Annotated in this window: 18 protein-coding genes; 7 read left to right on the top strand and 11 right to left on the bottom strand. The window is 61.0% G+C overall.

Annotated features, from left to right (window positions below; all coding sequences use genetic code 11):
• Nucleotides 1–8 precede the first annotated feature (8 nt).
• The gene (locus tag GSQ77_RS21795) at nt 9–209 is read left to right on the top strand and encodes a BrnA antitoxin family protein (RefSeq protein ID WP_254067821.1); all 201 of its coding nucleotides are present in this window, start codon (nt 9–11) and stop codon (nt 207–209) included.
• Between the two features lie 61 nt (nt 210–270).
• On the opposite strand, the gene GSQ77_RS21790 is transcribed toward GSQ77_RS21795, so the two are convergent.
• The 3 genes from GSQ77_RS21790 to GSQ77_RS21780 form a co-directional block, all read right to left on the bottom strand.
• Nucleotides 271–1428, bottom strand: a complete 1158-nt coding sequence (locus GSQ77_RS21790) for a winged helix-turn-helix domain-containing protein (protein WP_158904830.1) — start codon at nt 1426–1428, stop codon at nt 271–273.
• Between the two features lie 110 nt (nt 1429–1538).
• Nucleotides 1539–1850: a type II toxin-antitoxin system RelE/ParE family toxin gene (locus tag GSQ77_RS21785; protein WP_158904829.1), complete on the bottom strand. Its 312-nt coding sequence runs from the start codon at nt 1848–1850 to the stop codon at nt 1539–1541.
• Nucleotides 1847–2461 carry a hypothetical protein gene (locus GSQ77_RS21780; protein ID WP_158904828.1) on the bottom strand — a complete coding sequence of 205 codons (615 nt, stop codon included), beginning with the start codon at nt 2459–2461 and terminating at the stop codon, nt 1847–1849. Before GSQ77_RS21780 ends, GSQ77_RS21785 begins: the two co-directional genes overlap by 4 nt.
• Before the next feature lie 228 nt (nt 2462–2689).
• On the opposite strand from GSQ77_RS21780, the gene GSQ77_RS21775 reads away from it, so the two are divergent.
• The 5 genes from GSQ77_RS21775 (at nt 2690) to GSQ77_RS21755 (ending at nt 7276) form a co-directional block, all read left to right on the top strand.
• Complete coding sequence (locus tag GSQ77_RS21775) at nt 2690–3655, top strand: LLM class oxidoreductase (protein WP_158904827.1); 966 nt, start codon at nt 2690–2692, stop codon at nt 3653–3655.
• A 22-nt stretch (nt 3656–3677) separates the two neighbouring features.
• Nucleotides 3678–5423 carry a PQQ-dependent sugar dehydrogenase gene (locus GSQ77_RS21770; protein WP_158904826.1) on the top strand — a complete coding sequence of 582 codons (1746 nt, stop codon included), beginning with the start codon at nt 3678–3680 and terminating at the stop codon, nt 5421–5423.
• 183 nt (nt 5424–5606) lie between these two features.
• Nucleotides 5607–5747: a DUF3563 family protein gene (locus GSQ77_RS21765; RefSeq protein ID WP_254067734.1), complete on the top strand. Its 141-nt coding sequence runs from the start codon at nt 5607–5609 to the stop codon at nt 5745–5747.
• Between the two features lie 48 nt (nt 5748–5795).
• On the top strand, nt 5796–6236 hold the full coding sequence (locus GSQ77_RS21760) for a TerB family tellurite resistance protein (protein ID WP_158904824.1): 441 nt from the start codon (nt 5796–5798) through the stop codon (nt 6234–6236).
• Nucleotides 6237–6295: 59 nt separating this feature from the next.
• Nucleotides 6296–7276 (top strand): TerC/Alx family metal homeostasis membrane protein, encoded by a 981-nt coding sequence (locus GSQ77_RS21755; RefSeq protein WP_158906454.1) that lies wholly within the window; start codon nt 6296–6298, stop codon nt 7274–7276.
• Here the strand turns inward: GSQ77_RS21755 and GSQ77_RS21750 are convergent.
• The 3 genes from GSQ77_RS21750 to GSQ77_RS21740 are packed head-to-tail and all read right to left on the bottom strand — an operon-like array spanning nt 7239 to nt 9685.
• Nucleotides 7239–7934 carry a response regulator transcription factor gene (locus tag GSQ77_RS21750; protein WP_158904823.1) on the bottom strand — a complete coding sequence of 232 codons (696 nt, stop codon included), beginning with the start codon at nt 7932–7934 and terminating at the stop codon, nt 7239–7241. The genes GSQ77_RS21755 and GSQ77_RS21750 overlap by 38 nt on opposite strands.
• A gap of 60 nt (nt 7935–7994) precedes the next feature.
• Nucleotides 7995–9317, bottom strand: a complete 1323-nt coding sequence (locus GSQ77_RS21745) for a HAMP domain-containing sensor histidine kinase (RefSeq protein ID WP_158904822.1) — start codon at nt 9315–9317, stop codon at nt 7995–7997.
• Nucleotides 9314–9685 (bottom strand): HPF/RaiA family ribosome-associated protein, encoded by a 372-nt coding sequence (locus GSQ77_RS21740; RefSeq protein WP_158904821.1) that lies wholly within the window; start codon nt 9683–9685, stop codon nt 9314–9316. The genes GSQ77_RS21745 and GSQ77_RS21740 overlap by 4 nt, the downstream gene beginning before the upstream one ends.
• A 216-nt stretch (nt 9686–9901) precedes the next feature.
• Here GSQ77_RS21740 and GSQ77_RS21735 point away from each other — a divergent pair, with 216 nt between their 5' ends.
• Entirely contained in the window at nt 9902–11140 is a 1239-nt protein-coding gene (locus tag GSQ77_RS21735) for an MFS transporter (RefSeq protein ID WP_158904820.1), read from the top strand.
• 61 nt (nt 11141–11201) lie between these two features.
• Here GSQ77_RS21735 and GSQ77_RS21730 read toward each other — a convergent pair whose 3' ends face one another.
• The 5 genes from GSQ77_RS21730 to GSQ77_RS21710 form a co-directional block, all read right to left on the bottom strand.
• A complete protein-coding gene (locus GSQ77_RS21730) occupies nt 11202–12578 on the bottom strand; it encodes an HdeD family acid-resistance protein (protein WP_158904819.1) in 1377 nt (458 codons plus the stop codon).
• A gap of 158 nt (nt 12579–12736) precedes the next feature.
• Nucleotides 12737–13543 carry an ABC transporter permease gene (locus GSQ77_RS21725; RefSeq protein WP_158904818.1) on the bottom strand — a complete coding sequence of 269 codons (807 nt, stop codon included), beginning with the start codon at nt 13541–13543 and terminating at the stop codon, nt 12737–12739.
• Entirely contained in the window at nt 13543–14490 is a 948-nt protein-coding gene (locus GSQ77_RS21720; RefSeq protein WP_158904817.1) for an ABC transporter ATP-binding protein, read from the bottom strand. Before GSQ77_RS21720 ends, GSQ77_RS21725 begins: the two co-directional genes overlap by 1 nt.
• Nucleotides 14487–15707 carry an ABC transporter permease gene (locus tag GSQ77_RS21715; protein ID WP_254067733.1) on the bottom strand — a complete coding sequence of 407 codons (1221 nt, stop codon included), beginning with the start codon at nt 15705–15707 and terminating at the stop codon, nt 14487–14489. Before GSQ77_RS21715 ends, GSQ77_RS21720 begins: the two co-directional genes overlap by 4 nt.
• Nucleotides 15708–15758: 51 nt before the next feature.
• The gene (locus GSQ77_RS21710; RefSeq protein WP_158904816.1) at nt 15759–16685 is read right to left on the bottom strand and encodes an ABC transporter substrate-binding protein; all 927 of its coding nucleotides are present in this window, start codon (nt 16683–16685) and stop codon (nt 15759–15761) included.
• Nucleotides 16686–16714: the final 29 nt, after the last annotated feature.

The raw sequence follows: 16714 nt of genomic DNA, 5'->3' as shown, positions 1-16714 counted from the left end.
AAAAAGCGGTGCCGTTTGAGGCGCTACCTGAACAATTCAAGAGCATGGCGCGCCGTACCCGCGGTCCGCAAAAAACGCCGACGAAGCAGCAGGTCACCCTCCGGCTATCGCCCGATTTGCTCGACCAGTTCAAACGCGGCGGCCCTGGCTGGCAAACGCGGATCGATGACGCGTTGCGCGACTGGGTGGAAACGCACAGCATGACATAACAGCAGTGAGGCGCCGCCGTTAAAGCACGCCAGACTCATACGTCACACTCAGGCGCTACACTCATACGCCAAACTGAAACCGTTCGAATTGATGCAATTTCTCTTCGATTCGAGCCTTGTGCAACTTGGGTTTACCTTGGCCGACCCAGGTCCATTGCTGCAAGCGCAAAGCCCGTTGCTCGCGGTCAGCCTTGAGATCGACGACAGCGACAATTTCATCGTCGACCAGCACCGGCAATCCGAAATACCCGAACACGCGCTTTTCCTTCGGCACATACGCCTCGAAACGGTGCTCATAGTCAAAGAACATGCGCAGCCTTTTGCGCTGAATGACCAGAGGATCGAACGGCGACAAGATATGCACGGCTTGCACAGCTATCTGTGAACTCTGCGCGAGAGTCTCCGGCGCAGCCCAATGCTCGACCTTACCGGCGCCGTCCACCGCCACAGGGACCAACAGTTTGCGCCGCACTCTTGCATCGATGACCTGGCGAACCAAAGGCTTGCGTTTCGCGTCCAAATGGCAAATCGAGTCGAGACTGACCAGCCCCTGCGAACGCAACGCCCGGTCCAACAGATACTCGGTGGTCTGCGCCTGCGACGCCGCCTTGAGCGGTTTCTCCCACGCAAAATGCCGATGCATCAACTCATAGGTCTTCAACATGCCGGAGCGCTCGCTGACCGTCAGCGCCCCCGTGTAGAACGCAAATTGCAGCGCGCGTTTCGACGGTTTGCGGCTTCCCCATGCATGATCTTTCTCCACCAGCGTGTCGTCGTCGATATCGCGTATCGATAGCGCGCCGCCTTCCTCGATCCGGGTGAGTACCTTGCGCAAGTCGTCCTTGGTCACCGAGTCGAACCAGCTCCTGGGCGATGTCTTATGCTGCTTCATGTCGGCAAGGAAGAACTTAAAGTCTTTGATCGGCACATAGGACAGCGCATGCGTCCAATACTCGAACACCGCCTTGTCCACGGTCTGGGCCTGGCGCAAATGATCGCGTTGATACTCTGGAATACGCGTCCACAGGATGTGATGATGACAACGCTCGATAACGTTGATGGTGTCGATCTGCACGTAGCCGAGATGTTCCACCGCTGAAACCGTGGCTTGCGCGCCATTTCCGAACGGCGCCGACGTGTCGAGTCTTTGAGCACGCAGCCAGATACGCCTGGCTTGATGCTGGGTGAGCACAACGGGTGTAAGGGAATGCTGAGACATGAGGGGCGAGCGCTACACGAACGTTTAGAGTTTGTTGGGTTTGCGGGATATTCTCGGCAGCGTGATCGACATCAATGGCATGTTCGATCAGGCGTCGCACCAGGGACGCGTCATACCCGGTCGTTACCCTTCTTTTTCGGAACGGGTCGTTTCATACGCGGCTTGAGCGCACGCAAAATTTGAATCTTATTTTTCGCTGGCTTGATGCGATAGACCAGTACGACATTGGGCGTTACAACCAATCCATGCGTGTCTGGCACCAAGCCTGCGACATATAACTCGGGCTGGGTTTCCAGCAGTTTGGTTTTCTTGTCGATCGTCCTCTGCAGGCTGTCGGCCGACCGCTTGCCGGCATAGTCTTCCAGATCGATCAAAAGCTTTCCCAACTGCCGCAAGGCTGTTTTCAGCCACTCAACCGTCATTTAGCCGTTCGCCGTTTAGGCACCTTCGCGGCGGCCGTCACGGGCTTGCGCGATACGATCTCGCTGGCTGCAGTGCGCTGTCGAGTGGTCGCGACTTTGGCCGCGGCGGAGCGCTTGGCGGGCGTCGCAGCAGCTCGCTCCGACTTGGCGCGTGCGGCATCACGCATCTGCGTGAGCATCGCCATGGCCCGGTCGTGGGGAATTTTCTCGATGGTCGGGTCGTCGGCTTCGCGCACCCCTTGTTCCACCTCAGCGCGAAACCATGCGTCGTATGCTTCCGCCTCCTGGGCCCGCTGGTGCGTGGTCTTCATCTGCGCTGCCGTATCCGGGCGCTTCCATGCCTTGGTCTTGGGCGCGTGCGTATCCCATGCTTCCAGGGCAAAGCGACCGGTGGCCACGCCCAACTCCCGCACGATCTTGAGGGCCTGCCCAGGATCGCGGAACGCGCGGGGGGTCCGCTCGCTCTTGGTGACTAAATCGACCACACCCGACTCACGGGTTTCCAGCGCGACAAAGAAAACACCTTTTTCGGCACGAACAATTGCCGAATGCACACCACCAGCCTTCACGGCTGCGCCGGCTTGCGCCAGGTCAAAACTCAGACGTGCCACGATGCAACCTCCTGTTTTCGAGCGCTCGGATAAGTTACCAAAGTATAGCAGTTGAGATCCCGTAATGCTGCATTATGGGTGCTTTACCCCGCTCGATCTTGGCCGACCGTTACGCATGGGGCCTGAACATGCCTTTGCACACGTGGTGGTAACATCGCCAGACATGTCTCTGTCCGCGTCAGCTGTCCTCGCGACAGATCAAAAGACACTGGCGCGGCGAGAGGCTCGATGACAGCGACAGAAAGCACTTCGACAAGTGGGAATCCGATAACCGACCGATTGTTCCAACATGGAAAACTTTCGATCGGCTTGACGTTGCCATTGCTCGAAACGGGCCAGATCGTCGCCGATTTTCGTGCACAAGTGACTCTGGCCAAAAAGGCGGATGCCCTTGGCTACCGTGCGCTCTGGGTGCGCGATGTCCCGCTCAATAGCGTTGACTATCCCGATCCGGTGGGACATCTGGATCCGTGGGTATTACTCGGTGCGCTCGCCTCTCAGACGGAACACATTGCCCTTGTTAGCGGCGCGATTGTTCTCACGCTCAGATACCCCCTGCATATCGCCAAGGGCGCGGTCTCTGTGAGCACCTTGTCCCGTGAGCGCTTCATTCTTGGTCTAGGCTCGGGCGACCGTCCCGCCGAATATGCCGCATTTGGGCGCGACTCGGCACAGCGGCGCGATCTGTTCCGTAGTCATTGGGAGACCGTGGCCGCTGCCGTTGGCGCTCAGTCACACATCATCCCCGATCGAATTCCGTCCGATGCGCCGGAATTCTTCCTGCTGCCACGATCGCCTGCCGCGATTCCTTTGCTGGCTGTCGGGTCCGGCGGACAGAGCGTCGACTGGATCGCACGAAACTCCGTCGGCTGGATGACTTACCATCGCGAACCGGAAGCGCAACGTGGCCGTTATAGCCTCTGGCGCGCAGCGGTCGATCGGCTGTCGCCTGGCGCGTTCCGCGCTTTCGGCGTAGCGATGCGACTGGACCTTAGCGCCGACCCCGATGAGCCACCGAAAGAAATCTCCCTCGGCTACCGGACCGGACGGCGCGGCCTGGTCGATCTGCTGGGCAAGATGCGCGATAGCGGCACTCATCACGTCGCGCTTAATCTGCCGAGCTCCGAGCGGCCGCCCCGTGAAGTGATCGAGGAGTTGGCGGCGGAAGTGCTACCCGAATTTCACTCGCCATAACTCGAATGCAACCAGGTACGCCATGCTATCCATACAGTCCTTCGCCCGTGCGTTAGCTCCAGCCCTCGTTCTCGCCAGTCTCGGCGCAAGCAGCGAAGCCACAGCCCAGGATTCGCCGGCCGATACCATCGGGCGCGGAAAAGCCCTTTTCCAGCAAAGCTGCGCCATCTGTCATGCGGACAGCCTGGGGCCGGGCAATACAGCGATCACGCGACAAGGCCCCAGCCTCGTGGGCATTTTCGGCCGGCGTGCCGGCTCTGTCGCCAACTTCAGCTACACGAACGCCTTGAGCGGGTCGGGCTTCACTTGGGATGCGGCGACCTTGGACCGCTTTCTCGCGGATCCGACCGCGACCGTTCCCGGCACCACGATGCCGGTCTCCGTTCCCAATACCGCGGATCGCCGCGATCTGCTCGCCTATCTCGCCGCGTTGAAGCTTCCTGCGCAGGGTTCCCCATCCGCCGATCTCGCGCCGCCGCCCACGTCTTCGCCGAAGGCCGATCCCAGCGACTGGCAGCTAGCAGCCCCCGGCGTGGCGCATCACCTCACTACGGCGGATTTACCCGCGCCCTACAGCACGTCTTCGTCCGGAAACGGGCCGCGCGTGGTGAAACAACCGGCAGGTGCCACGTTGTCGGTTCCTCCCGGATTTACGGTCCGGCTGTTCGCGACAGGTCTGTCGAATCCGCGTTTGCTGCGCGTGGCGCCGAACGGAGATATTTTCGTCGCGGAGACAGCCGCAGATCGCATACGGATATTGCGCGCCGCCGACGGCGCCGATACGCCCGCCGAAAATCGGATTTTTGCCGACGGCCTCGACCGGCCTTTCGGTATCGCCTTCTATCCACCGGGCGACAATCCGAAATGGATTTACGTGGCGAACAATAACTCGATCGTTCGCTACGCCTATCGTGGCGGAGACCTCAAGGCGCAGGGGCGTCCCGAGGTCATCGTACCGCGCTTGACGCAAAGCGAAGGCGGTCATAGCACGCGCGATGTCGCCTTTTCCCTCGACGGCAAGCGCATGTTTATCTCGGTCGGTTCCGCGTCGAATGTTGCCGAGAACATGAGCAAGAAAGACCGCGATGACGTATCGCGTTGGGAAGTCGAGCACGGGCGCGGTGCTGCGTGGGACGCCGAAACCGGCCGAGCCGATATTCGCGTGACCGACCCCGAAGGCCATGCGCCGCTGCGCACCTTCGCGACCGGCATCCGCAACGGCGTAGGGATCGCAGTGGATCCGACCACGGGCGAGCTGTGGACTTCGACGAACGAACGCGACGACCTCGGCGACAATCTGGTACCAGACTACATCACCCGCGTGAAAGAAAGCGGCTTCTACGGCTGGCCCTGGTATTACCTGGGCAACCACGAAGACCCTCGCCATGCCGGCGAGCGCCCCGATCTGGCGGGCCAGGCCATCGTGCCCGACGTGTTACTACAGTCGCACTCGGCGTCGCTGCAGATGAGCTTCTATACCGCGACGACCGGCGTGGCAGCATTTCCCGCCGAGTATCGCGGCGACATTTTCGCGGCCTTCCACGGCTCATGGAATCGCAGTACGCGCACCCGCTATAAGGTCGTGCGCGTACGTGTCAACCACGGCGTGCCGACGGGCGAGTACGACGATTTTCTCACCGGCTTCGTAGCGAACGAAAGCAGCGTCTGGGGTCGACCCGTGGGCGTAACGGTTGCCCACGACGGCGCATTGCTGGTCACCGAGGATGGCAACGGCACGATATGGCGCGTCGCTTACACGGGCCGTTAAAGTGCGTGGGCGATCACCGTCCTCATTCTCCGCTCATTTTCCGTCTCTACTATTGAGGTCATGGAGAGCAGCGCACGTAGCCTACAGCGCGGTGTCACTCCTAAAACCCAATGGTCCGTCGCCGCGTGTAAATGGCTTAACCGCCCGCACGCAACCAGCGACCCTAAGTAAATGGAGAACATCATGTTTGCATACGTCCTTATGAATCTGAGCAACCTTTTCGAACGCGCCTACCAACGTCGCGTTGAAACGTACCTGGCCCAGGCAACCGACCTGACCGACCTCGAATTGCGGATGCATACGCTCGAGCGCCAAGGATATTGATACGCAGGCTTGCTCCACCATCGCCCTCGGTAACCAAGGATAAGCACTATGCGCACCTACAAACACAACAGCCCCCATGCAGCAGCCCGGATCGTCGCCATCTCGCTGCTCGCGGACGGCCATCTCGGATGTGAAGAGATCGTCGCACTCGAGCGGCTCCAATTATCCCAGCGGCTCGGCATGAGCGCGGACGAATTTGAAAAGGTCATCCGCGAACTCTGCGAGGACTTGATGGTGACACCTCACCTGAACTGGGGCGACACTTGCCGGCCCAATTCGGAAATCATGCGGCACGTCATCAGTGAGCTGGCGGATGCTCGCTTGCGCTCCGAAGTGATGAGCCTGTGCCAGACCGCGGTGCATGCCGACAATCACGTTTCGGCCGGTGAATCAGCTTTTCTGCTTGCGTTGTCCCATGCATGGCAGTTGCCGGCGGGTATCGCTCCCGCTCACTCGCGCCAAGTCGCGGTGCCCACGACCTGCAGATAGTCCGCACGTTAAGAGACTCTAAAATGTGAGTCTCGTCCGGGGAGGATGATGTGGATACGATGGTCGCCATACTACAAGCGGGTTTTATCGGACAACCGGTATGGCTATGGTGCGTGTTCGGCGCCATCGTAATCGCCTTGCTGGGCTTTGACCTGGGAATACTCCACGGCACGGACCGCGACATCGGCGTGCGCGAAAGCCTCTTGCTTTCGTTGCTCTACATCGGTGTCGCGTCGCTATTCGGCGGCTTCCTCTGGTGGCAACTGGGCGCCACGCCCGCGACTGAATTCTTCACGGGTTTCGTCATCGAAAAGTCCCTGTCGCTCGACAACGTATTCGTCATCGCTGCGATTTTCGGGTATCTCGCGATCCCGCGCCAATACCAGCACCGCGTGCTCTTCTGGGGCATCGTCGGCGTGCTGATCTTGCGCGCGCTGATGGTAAGCCTCGGCACCGCCGTGGTATCGCAGGCGGACTGGATCCTTTACGTGTTCGGCTTCTTCCTAGCCGCGACCGGCGTCAAGATGCTGTTCATGCGTGAGCATGCACGCGATTTCGACAAGAACCCGCTGCTACGACTGCTGCGGCGCGTGATGAGAATTACGCCCACGCTGCAAGGCAACGCGTTCATCGTGCGCCGCGTGGACCCGGCGACAGGGAAAATGGCAACCTGGGTCACGCCACTCTTACTCGCATTGCTGCTGATCGAGTTCGCGGACCTGATCTTTGCCGTGGACTCGGTGCCGGCCGTCTTTTCGATCACGCGGGATCCGTTCATCGTCTACACCAGCAATATCTTCGCGGTACTCGGTTTGCGCGCGCTATTCTTCGCACTGGCCGCAGTCGCGCATCGATTCGCGTACCTGAAATATGCGCTGGCGCTCGTGCTCGTCTTTATCGGCTCGAAGATCTTCCTGGTTGGCATCGTCGGCAAGATCCCGGCCTCGGTCAGCTTGTCCGTGACCGGTGCGCTGCTGTTGGGTGGAATCGCGGTGTCGATGTTCAAGACTCGGAAGCGCCGCCTTTCGAGCTTGCTTTAGCGCTTGAAGAAGAGGCCCAACCCAGGCCGCGGACATTGCGGATCACGGCGTTGCCGAATTTCTTGCGTACGCTGTAGATCACGACGTCCACCGCGTTGCTCTCGACTTCTTCGCCCCATCCGTACAACCGCTCCTCGATTTGCTGGCGCGAAAGAATGGCCCCCGGCCGTTCCAGCAAGGCCAGCAGTAACGCATATTCGCGAGCGGAAAGGACCTCCGTGTGCCCGTCGAAGGTGAGCTGGCGTGCATTGATGTTCAGCGTCAGGTGCTCGTTGCCCATGGTTGCCGAGGCAAAGCCAGAGCGGCGCCGTACGACTGCTCGGATTCGGGCCATCAATTCCTTGCTGTCGAATGGCTTGACCAGATAGTCGTCGGCGCCAATATCGAGGCCCGCGACACGGGTATCGACATCGTCGCGAGCGGTGATGATCAGTACAGGCGTGGCATTGTTGGCGCTGCGCAGGCCGCGCAGTAGATCCAGCCCGCTGATCCCTGGCAGGCCGAGATCGAGCAGGATCGTCGTGTAGGAACCGTCTTCGATGGCGCGGCGGCCAAGGTCCCCGGTGCGAACCCAGTCAACGCTGCACGAAGCATCCTTGAGCGCACGCATCAGGCTTTGCCCAATCTGGATGTCGTCTTCGATCAGCAGGATTCTCATAGCGACCTCATGGCGACGCTCGTCACCCTCATGAATGTCATCATAGCTACGGCTTCGATTCTACTTCAACGGTAATTCGATGGTCGCGACAACGCCCGATACGCCGTCTGCACGTTTGGACAGCACGACGCGACCACCGTAGTTGGCGGCGAGCGCCTGCGAAATCGACAAGCCGAGACCGCTACCTTGCTCATCCGACACGCCGGCACGAAAGAACCGCTCGAATACATGCTCCAGGTCGGCGTTCGTAATGCCGGGGCCGTTATCCATCACCTCGATCAGCACCTTACCCGGTCGCTGATAAACGCTGACGTCGACGCGCGCGTCGGTGCCGGCATAGCGGATCGCGTTGTCGACAAGGTTCTTGGTCATGACGCGTAAATCGGCTTCGACCGCGCGCACCGAAACCTTATCCAGCACGAGTACGCCGACATCGACGCCGCGGTCGGCCGCGAGCGGCAGCAGGTCGGCTATAACGTCCGAAACGAGCTGGGGCAAGGGCACATCGCCCAGCGATTTCATCGTCCCGCCAATCTCCGCACGCGCGAGGCCGAGTAGTTGCGAGACCAGCGAAGACGTGCGCCAGATACCGCGCTGCAACGCATCGAGCCGTTCCTCGCGCTCGGCCACCGGCGCATTGCGCAGGTTGTCCATTTGCAGTTGCATGGCCGATAGGGGTGAACGCAACTCGTGCGCGGCGTTGGCGATGAACTGCCGCTCCGCATTGACCAATACCGACAGCCGCTCGATCATCCGGTTGATGGAGTCGAGGAAGGGCCGAAGTTCATCGGGCGCCGCTTTGGCATCGAGCGCTTGCAGATTGTTCAGATCGATTTGGGCGGTACGTCGCCCGATACGGTCGAGCGGCCGCAGCGACATGCGCACCGTAATCACGATCGTCAACACGAGCAGCGGCAGCAGTGCGAGTACGGGCAGCAAGGTCCAGAAGGCGACCCGAATCGCGTTGCGGGTGCGCACACTGCGTAATTCGGCGATCTGGATATATTCGTTGGCTGCCTGTAGCGCGAAGACATCCCACCGCTCGCCCTCGAAACTCACGGAAGAGAACCCGGGCGCCCCTTTCGGCAAGATCACGTTCGGATCACTCAATTTGCTTGGGCGTACTCCATCCGCAGCGCTCCAGATCTGCACGACCAGATCCTCCGGCCGGCGCGCAGCCGCCGTACGCGGCGCCGTGCCGTCGAGCGCACCAGACCTCACGTGCGCTGCGACATCGCGCAGGCTCGAATCGAATTCCGTCGCCAGGCTGCTCACAACGAGAAACGTGCCGAACGCTCCGAGCACGCCCACGAATGCCGCGAGAACCGCAACGGCGATACTGAGACGCCGATGTAACGACGTCGCGCCGAACATTTTGCTCATTCCGTCGAAGCCGGTGCGTTAGTGCTCGCATGCATGCCACGCAGTGTCGCTTTGTCTGGAGTGCGCTTGATTCGGTTCAAGACGGAGCGTGCCGCGGTTTGCGCGAGGCGGTCCACCAGCGCGACGAGATCGCCGTTGCGTCCGCGCACGACCGCGGTCGGTGCGCCGCTGACCTCGACTCGCAATACGCAGCGTTTGTCGTCGCCGCCGCGTGGACCGTTGATGTCCTTGAGGTACACGCCGACGCTGGTCACCCGGTAATGGATGCGCTCGAACGCGACCTGGATACGACGCCGGGCATGTTCGCGAAAGGCGATGGTTTCCGCGGTTGTAAGATTGAGTCCGGAAGCCTGAATTTCGATTCTCATGATGAATGTCTCCTGATCCCTGTAAGTCCGGTGGCCTGGGGCGATGTGTCCGCTGAGCCCTTTGAGCCGGTACGACTAAGCGTGAGGTGGGGAAGCAAGGTGCTTTGTCGATGCATTCCATCGTAGACTTCGAAAATGAGCCGAAAATGAGGACTAGCGATCCGAGTCGAATCGGGCGTCCTATCAATCCCACCACTCACGACAGAGGGAAGGTCAGTGCGCGTTAACTATCAGGCGTTCTTCTTTTCTCTCTTTCTCTCGCGGCTGGCTGATCAGGTTTTGCTTTTTCTGGTGCCGCTGGTCGTCTTCCAGACCACGCAGAAGGCGAGTTGGGCGGGCATCGCATTTTTTATCGAAGCGCTGCCCCGGTATCTGGTGTTTCCGATATGCGGCGCGCTTTGCGACCGGGTTTCGCCGATCAAGGCCTTGCGTATCAGCCAACTCTATCGGGCTCTGGCCTGTATCGGCGGCGTCGTCGGTTTCTATCTGCTTGGCGGCCTAGTCTGGCTGATCGCACTCTCCGCATGCTGCGGCGCGCTTACCAGCCAAGGCCTGGTGGCGCGAGAGGTCTTGCTGCCCCAGGTGTTCAAACAGATACGATTCGAACAGGTGCTGTCGTACTCGCAACTGGCGGACCAGGCGGGCGTGGTCCTCGGCCCCTTGCTGGCAGCTTTGCTGCTCGGCTGGTGGAATTGGGAGGCGGTCGTCGTGGCGACATCGTTGCTGTTCTTCGCCGCTGACTACGCGACGATACTCTGGCAACGCACCAGCAACATTCAATTGAACCCGCCGGAAACGGCACCCGCTCATTGGGCCCTGCCGATGAAGACGGCTTTCATGCATGTGCTGTATTTACCGGGGCTGAAGAAGCTGGTCGCGCTGGCCGCCGCGGAGAATCTGGTGATCGGCGTCACGCTCGCGACGTCCGCCGCCATGGTCACCGGGCTACATCATCAGTCGGGCCGGTTTTACGCGCTGATACAGACAGCGGGGGCGGTCGCCACCATTGTGGTTTTGCTGGTGATCGCACGGACCTCGATCTCGCGCAGGGTATTGGGATTGCTGTCGTTCGTCGCAATTTTTCTGGGTGGACTGATCGCGGGCGCAAGCGCCTCTTCCTGGGGCTATGTGGTCGGGTTCCTGTTGATCGTGGGTTTCGACAAGATGTTCAGCGTCTACATTCGAAGCGCGCGACAAGAGATCGTTCCGGCCAAGGATTACGGCAAGACCACCGGCGTCATCATTCTGTTGAACAACCTGACGCAGCCTCTGGCCGGGCTGATCGTGGGATTCGTCTCAGGAAACGCGCAGATTGGCCTCGTCGTGTTGGTGATTTCGCTCAGCATGGGTTTGCTGGGCGCGACGATCACGACGGTTGGCGTGTGGAGTAGTAGACAGAGCAGGGCGGCGTTATTAGCAAGCGCTGCAGACCAAAACCCGGACCGAATCGGGTGAGTGGCTTAGATGCGGCGCTCGGGTAAGTGGCTCAGTTGCGTCGCTCAGTTGAGCCGCTCCGTTAGGTCGCTCTGTTAGGTCGATTCTGCAAGCGGTTCTGCCGCTCTCTATCGCGGTAACGCCGCCGCGAACGCAAAGCCAAACGCAACAGCATCAGCCACGCAACCGGCGGTGGATGCACGACGATGCGCAAGGCGCGCGCGTAATCGAGTGTCATGCCCGGCGTCCACGTCATCGTCTTGGCGCGCCGGTAGATCTGCCCGGCTACCCATAATTCCGGGCACACCAGCGCAAACGCCAGCGCGCGCCAAGGCGAGGCGCGCGTGCCCAGTTCGCCTTCGAGCGCGGCTTCAAGCGCCGCCGACACCGTGCTGGAGCAGTTGCGATTGGTCAGGTTATACGTGGCGTCTTGCTGGTAGCGCAGCCAGAACGCGCGCAAACGCGTGTGGTTGTAGCGCCGATAGGCAACCTTGACCGTGGAATCGCACCAGGCCTGCGCTTCCTCCGGGTAGCTGTGCAGGAAGCGCCCACGGATATCGTTTTCGGCGCTCGCGCGCAGCAGCCGGGCGAATTGCGCAGGCGAGCGGTCGATTTCCTGCGCGGGGTACAAGCTGATATACAGGTCGGGGGTCACTTCAAGCGCAGCATGGCCGGTAGAGATAACGCCCGTCGAATCGACCGCTGCGATGTACCGGTCGACGATGGGACGCCGCAACGCTCGGCTCTTCGCAGAGCCAACCGGCGTCCAGACATGCACGACCAGCGGTATTTCGCTGTACCAATCAGTCGCGACCAGCGCTTGCCGTGCGCGATCGTCCAGCGTGGGCTCGGGCATCAAGTCGAATAGCGAATTGCCGCCCCACACCGACAAGATAGCCGCGCCCTGCGGCAACTTGTGCAGCCGGTTCGCCAGCCAGACCAGATTGACGCCGCTGATCATCATCGACAACGCGATCGCGAACGGCACCGTGCCGGCGTAATGAAGCGGATAGGGCGAATAGAACAGCACGGCAATCAGCAACTGAAACACGCCGACCCACATCGCGGTACGCCAGCCTGTGAACCGGATCACGCGGGCCGCGGCAATCTGCAGGCATCCACCGACGAGAAAATTCGTGCCGAACAGGATCGCCAGGACGACATCGCTTTCCGGATGCGGATCGATGATCAAGCCGGCGATCAACACGAACATCACGCCTTTCACGTATCGCAGGCGCGTTTGCAAGCTGAGCTTGCTGGCGGCCGCGATCAGCGTGAGGACGCCTTCGAACAGCAGCACGTAGCCCAGTTCTCGCAGCGGAAATGTGACTACGTCGGCGAACGCGTCGAACGCGAGCGCCACGCCCAACAAGCTCCACGCCAGACCCAGCAGCATCAATACCGGCCAGCGACGGCGGACAAAGTCGGCTCCCAGCAACAACAGTATCAATCGGATCACGGGATTTTCTCGAGTTGCCGGAGGACCGCGTCGGCGCCTGTGTCGGGCGCATGGCTCGGTGCATGTCTGCGCGTATATCTCTGCGTATGTGTATGTCTGAGCGTATGTTACACGCGATAGGAGTGCAAACCACTCTCATATGCGTCCCAGATACACGCTCACGAAGCGGACGCAGAGGCACCCATACGCCACCGGCCCAAATACCGCGCGAGCTGCTCAAAGGCCAAGTCGACAACGATCGCCAGCAAGGCGACCAACACGGCACCCTGTATCACGTAAGCGGTATTGAACCCGCTCAGCCCGATGATGATCGGCGAGCCCAGCGTCTTCGCGCCGACCGTCGAGGCGATCGTCGCCGTGCCGATATTGATGATGACCGACGTGCGTATGCCACCCACGATGACCGGCGCGGCCAACGGCAACTCGACACGCAGCAGGATCTGCCACGCGCGCATGCCCACTCCCTCGGCAATTTCGCGGGCAGCAAACGGCACCGACTCAATCCCGGCGATCGTTCCCTGCAACACGGGCAGCACGCCGTATAGCGTCAACGCAATCAGCGCAGGTTTGACGCCGAACCCCATCAGCGGCGCGGCGATCGCCAGCACTGCCACGGGCGGGAACGTCTGGCCGACGGCCACGACCGTCTCAACCAGCGAACGGAACTCGTATCCCGCACGTCGCGTCACCCCGATACCCGCCAGCATGCCTATCACCACGGCCGCGGCACTTGATACCGACACGATCAACAGATGCGCCTCGACCAGCGACCCGAAGCTGTCCTGCATATACACGGGCCGGTCGAGCGCCGGGTACCACGCTGCAAATAGCGGCCGCAGCGAGGTCATGCCGAACGTCAGCGCCACCAACAAGGCCGCGCTCCACAGCAGCGGCGCCGTGCCCCATCTGCGCCAGACCGCGCGCGGCGGGTTCGCGTCGAAACCGGCGACGGTGCCGCGGTTCATCACGCCGGCTCCCGTCTGAGCAAATCGGCGAAATGCAGCACCCCTGCAGGCTGGCCTTGCCCATCGATCACCGCCAAGGTATCCACCCGTCGCGACACGAACGCGGACAAAGCCGCCCGCAAACTCAGGTGCTCCGGAATCGGCTCTCCTCGCGATTCGCCTTGCGGCATCTCGCCAGGCCGGGCGTAGCGCGACACCGTTTCGAGCGACAGCAACTTGATGCCGATATCGCTGCGCCCAACGAAGTCCCGCACGAAGTCATTAGCCGGGTCGGTCAGGAAGACGGCGGGCGCGCCTTGCTGGACGATGCGTCCCTGGTCCAACAACACGATGCGATCCGCAAGGCTCAGCGCTTCGTCGATGTCGTGCGTCACCAGCACGATGGTGCGTTTGGACAGCGCGTGTATCCGCGCGATCTCCAGTTGAAGCGCTGCGCGCGTCACCGGATCGAGTGCGCCGAACGGCTCGTCCATCAGCAGCACCTCGGGGTCCGCGGCCAGCGCGCGTGCCACGCCCACTCTCTGTTGCTGGCCGCCGGAAAGCTGATGCGGATAACGATCTCGAAATAAATCCGGCTCCAGGTTGAGCAAGGTCAGCAGTTCGGTGACTCGCTCGCGGATACGCGCACGCGGCCATTTCAACAGGCCAGGTACGGTAGCGATGTTCTGCTCTACGGTCCAATGCGGAAACAACCCGATGGACTGGATCGCATAACCCATCCTGCGACGAATTTCCGCAGGCTTGAAGCAGCGTATCTCTTCACCAGCGAAACGGATATGTCCCGTATCGTGCTCGATCAGCCGATTGATCATCTTCAGCGTGGTCGATTTGCCCGAGCCCGAAGTACCGATCAGCACGGTGAATTCGCCCTCGGCAATGTTCAGCGTCAGTTGGTCGACTACGGTGCGATGGTCGAACTGCTTGCTAACTTGGTGAAATTCGATCATGTCGGCCTCGCTTGTTCGCTCGCTTCTTGGCTCACTTCTTCGCTCATTTGCTGAGTCAGGTGCTGGTTGGCTTGCAGAGAGGCCACGATCAATTTGAAGCCGCTATCGACGACCACTGCGAGCACGACTACCGGAATCACGCCCAGCAGCACGAGGTCGAGTGCGCCGCTCAGCAAACCCTGGAACACGATGCCGCCCAAGCCGCCTGCACCGATCAACGCGGCCACGACGGTCAGGCCGACCGCCTGCACAGCGGTGATGCGTAACCCCGACAAAAACACCGGTAGCGCCAGCGGCGCTTCAACCCGCGTGAATACCTGCCAACCCGTCAACCCCATGCCGTGCGCGGCCTCAATCACACCGGACGGTACTTGTTCGAGACCGGCGACGGTGCTGCGCGCGAGCGGCAGCAGCGAATACATGACCAACGCGATAATCGCGGGGGTCATGCCGGTACCGCTGACACCGTGCGCGGCGAGCCATGGGAACCGTATGGCGAGCGCTGCGAGCGGCGCAATCAACAAGCCGAACAAGGCCAGCGAAGGGATAGTCTGGATCACGTTCAGCACCGGGAACAGCGCACGCTGCACGCGCTGGTAGCGCATGGCCGCGAGCCCCATCGGCAAACCCAGCGCCACTGAGATGAGCAACGTCAGCACCACGATTTGCAAGTGGCGCACGACGGCGGCGTCGAACACGTCGTTGCGATTGACGTATTCCTTCATGATCGACAATTGATCGAGTTGCCCATCGACAAGCAACAGCCCTACGGGCACGAAGACCAGCAGGTTGAAGAAAATGCGAGCCGGCCGGCTTACGGTAGCGCGTGCGATGGCGTCAGTCGCGGCCAGGCAGTTCAATCCGAATAGTAGCCAGAAGCCGCCACCGAACGAGATGCGCACGAAATTGTCAGGTCCGCCCGAGAGTGCCGTCGCGGTGGTGCCGGCCAGCATCGTCAAGCCTACGAGCAGCACGGCGGCGCTGACGGCGCTCAGCACTTGGGTGCGCCGTCTTTGCGGTGCGAACGATTGCACTGCCAGCACGCCGAACGGCAGCAGCAGCCAGGCGTATCTACCGTGCATCAGTGCCGACAAAGCGATCCCGTGCCCCTCGACCAAGCGGTTCGGTGCATCAGTCAGCAGCGGCAAAGCCAGGGCCGCCGCCAGCATGAGCAACAGCAATGTCAGCAGGACGCGGTTGCTTACCTTGGCAGTCAATCACGTTCTCCGCATAGTCTGCTCACCCACGATGGGCAGCGCAGCCGGCATTTATTTAACGTAGCCTTTGCTCTTGAGATAGGAGGCGGCAACCTGACGGCCTTCTTCGCCGTTCACCGCAATTCGGGCGTTCAGTTTTTGCAGCGTGGCGCCATCGAGCGATAGAAAAACCGGATTGAGAATATCGCGAATCGCGGGGTATGCGTCCAGCGTCTGCGCCCGAATAATCGGAGTCGGGGCGTAGACCGGTTGCACGCTCAAGTTGTCCGCGAGTATCACCATGCCCAGAGCGGCCAGCGCACCATCGGTGCCGTAGGCCATTGCGGCCGTGACGCCCGATGTTTGCTGGGCAGCCGCCTTGATGGTCACTGCCGTATCGCCTCCCGCCAGGGTGAGCAATTGATCCTGCTTGAGCGTGAAGCCATAGGCTTTTTCAAAGGCAGGCAATGCATCGGGGCGCTCGACGAACTCGGCGGACGCGGCCAGCTTGAACACGCCGCCGGCGCTGATCCATTTGCCCAGGTCGGTCATTGTTTGCAGGTGGTGGGCGGCGGCGAAATCCTGGCGCACCGCGATGCCCCAGGTGTTGTTGGCCGGCGCCGGGTCTAGCCAGACGATCTTGTTCCTTTCGAAGTCGAGCGCTTTGGCCTTGGCGTAGCCTTGCTGCGCATTTTTCCAGGCGGGATCTTTCTCATCGGAAAAGAAGAACGCGCCATTGCCCGTGTACTCGGGATAGATGTCGATAGCCCCGCCTGTGATTGCCGCGCGCAGCACTTTGGTGGCGCCGAGCTGGAGCTCGTTGCTGGTCTTGATGCCGTGCGCTTCGAGCATCTGCGAAATGATGTTGCCGAGCAGCGAGCCCTCGGTGTCGATCTTCGAACCGACACGTACGACGGGCTTGGTCTGGGCGCTCGCCGAACCGGCCAATGCCGCTAACCCTAGCGCCAGCAGCGCGCGGCGCCGGATGGAAATCGACATGGCATTTCTCCCGCTATTCAAGTGACTTG

The organism is Burkholderia sp. L27(2015), from assembly GCF_009765705.1.
GTDB lineage: Bacteria > Pseudomonadota > Gammaproteobacteria > Burkholderiales > Burkholderiaceae > LMUX01.
The sequence above is the reverse complement of the archived record's forward strand: the minus strand, read 5'-3'. Positions and strand labels throughout refer to the sequence as shown.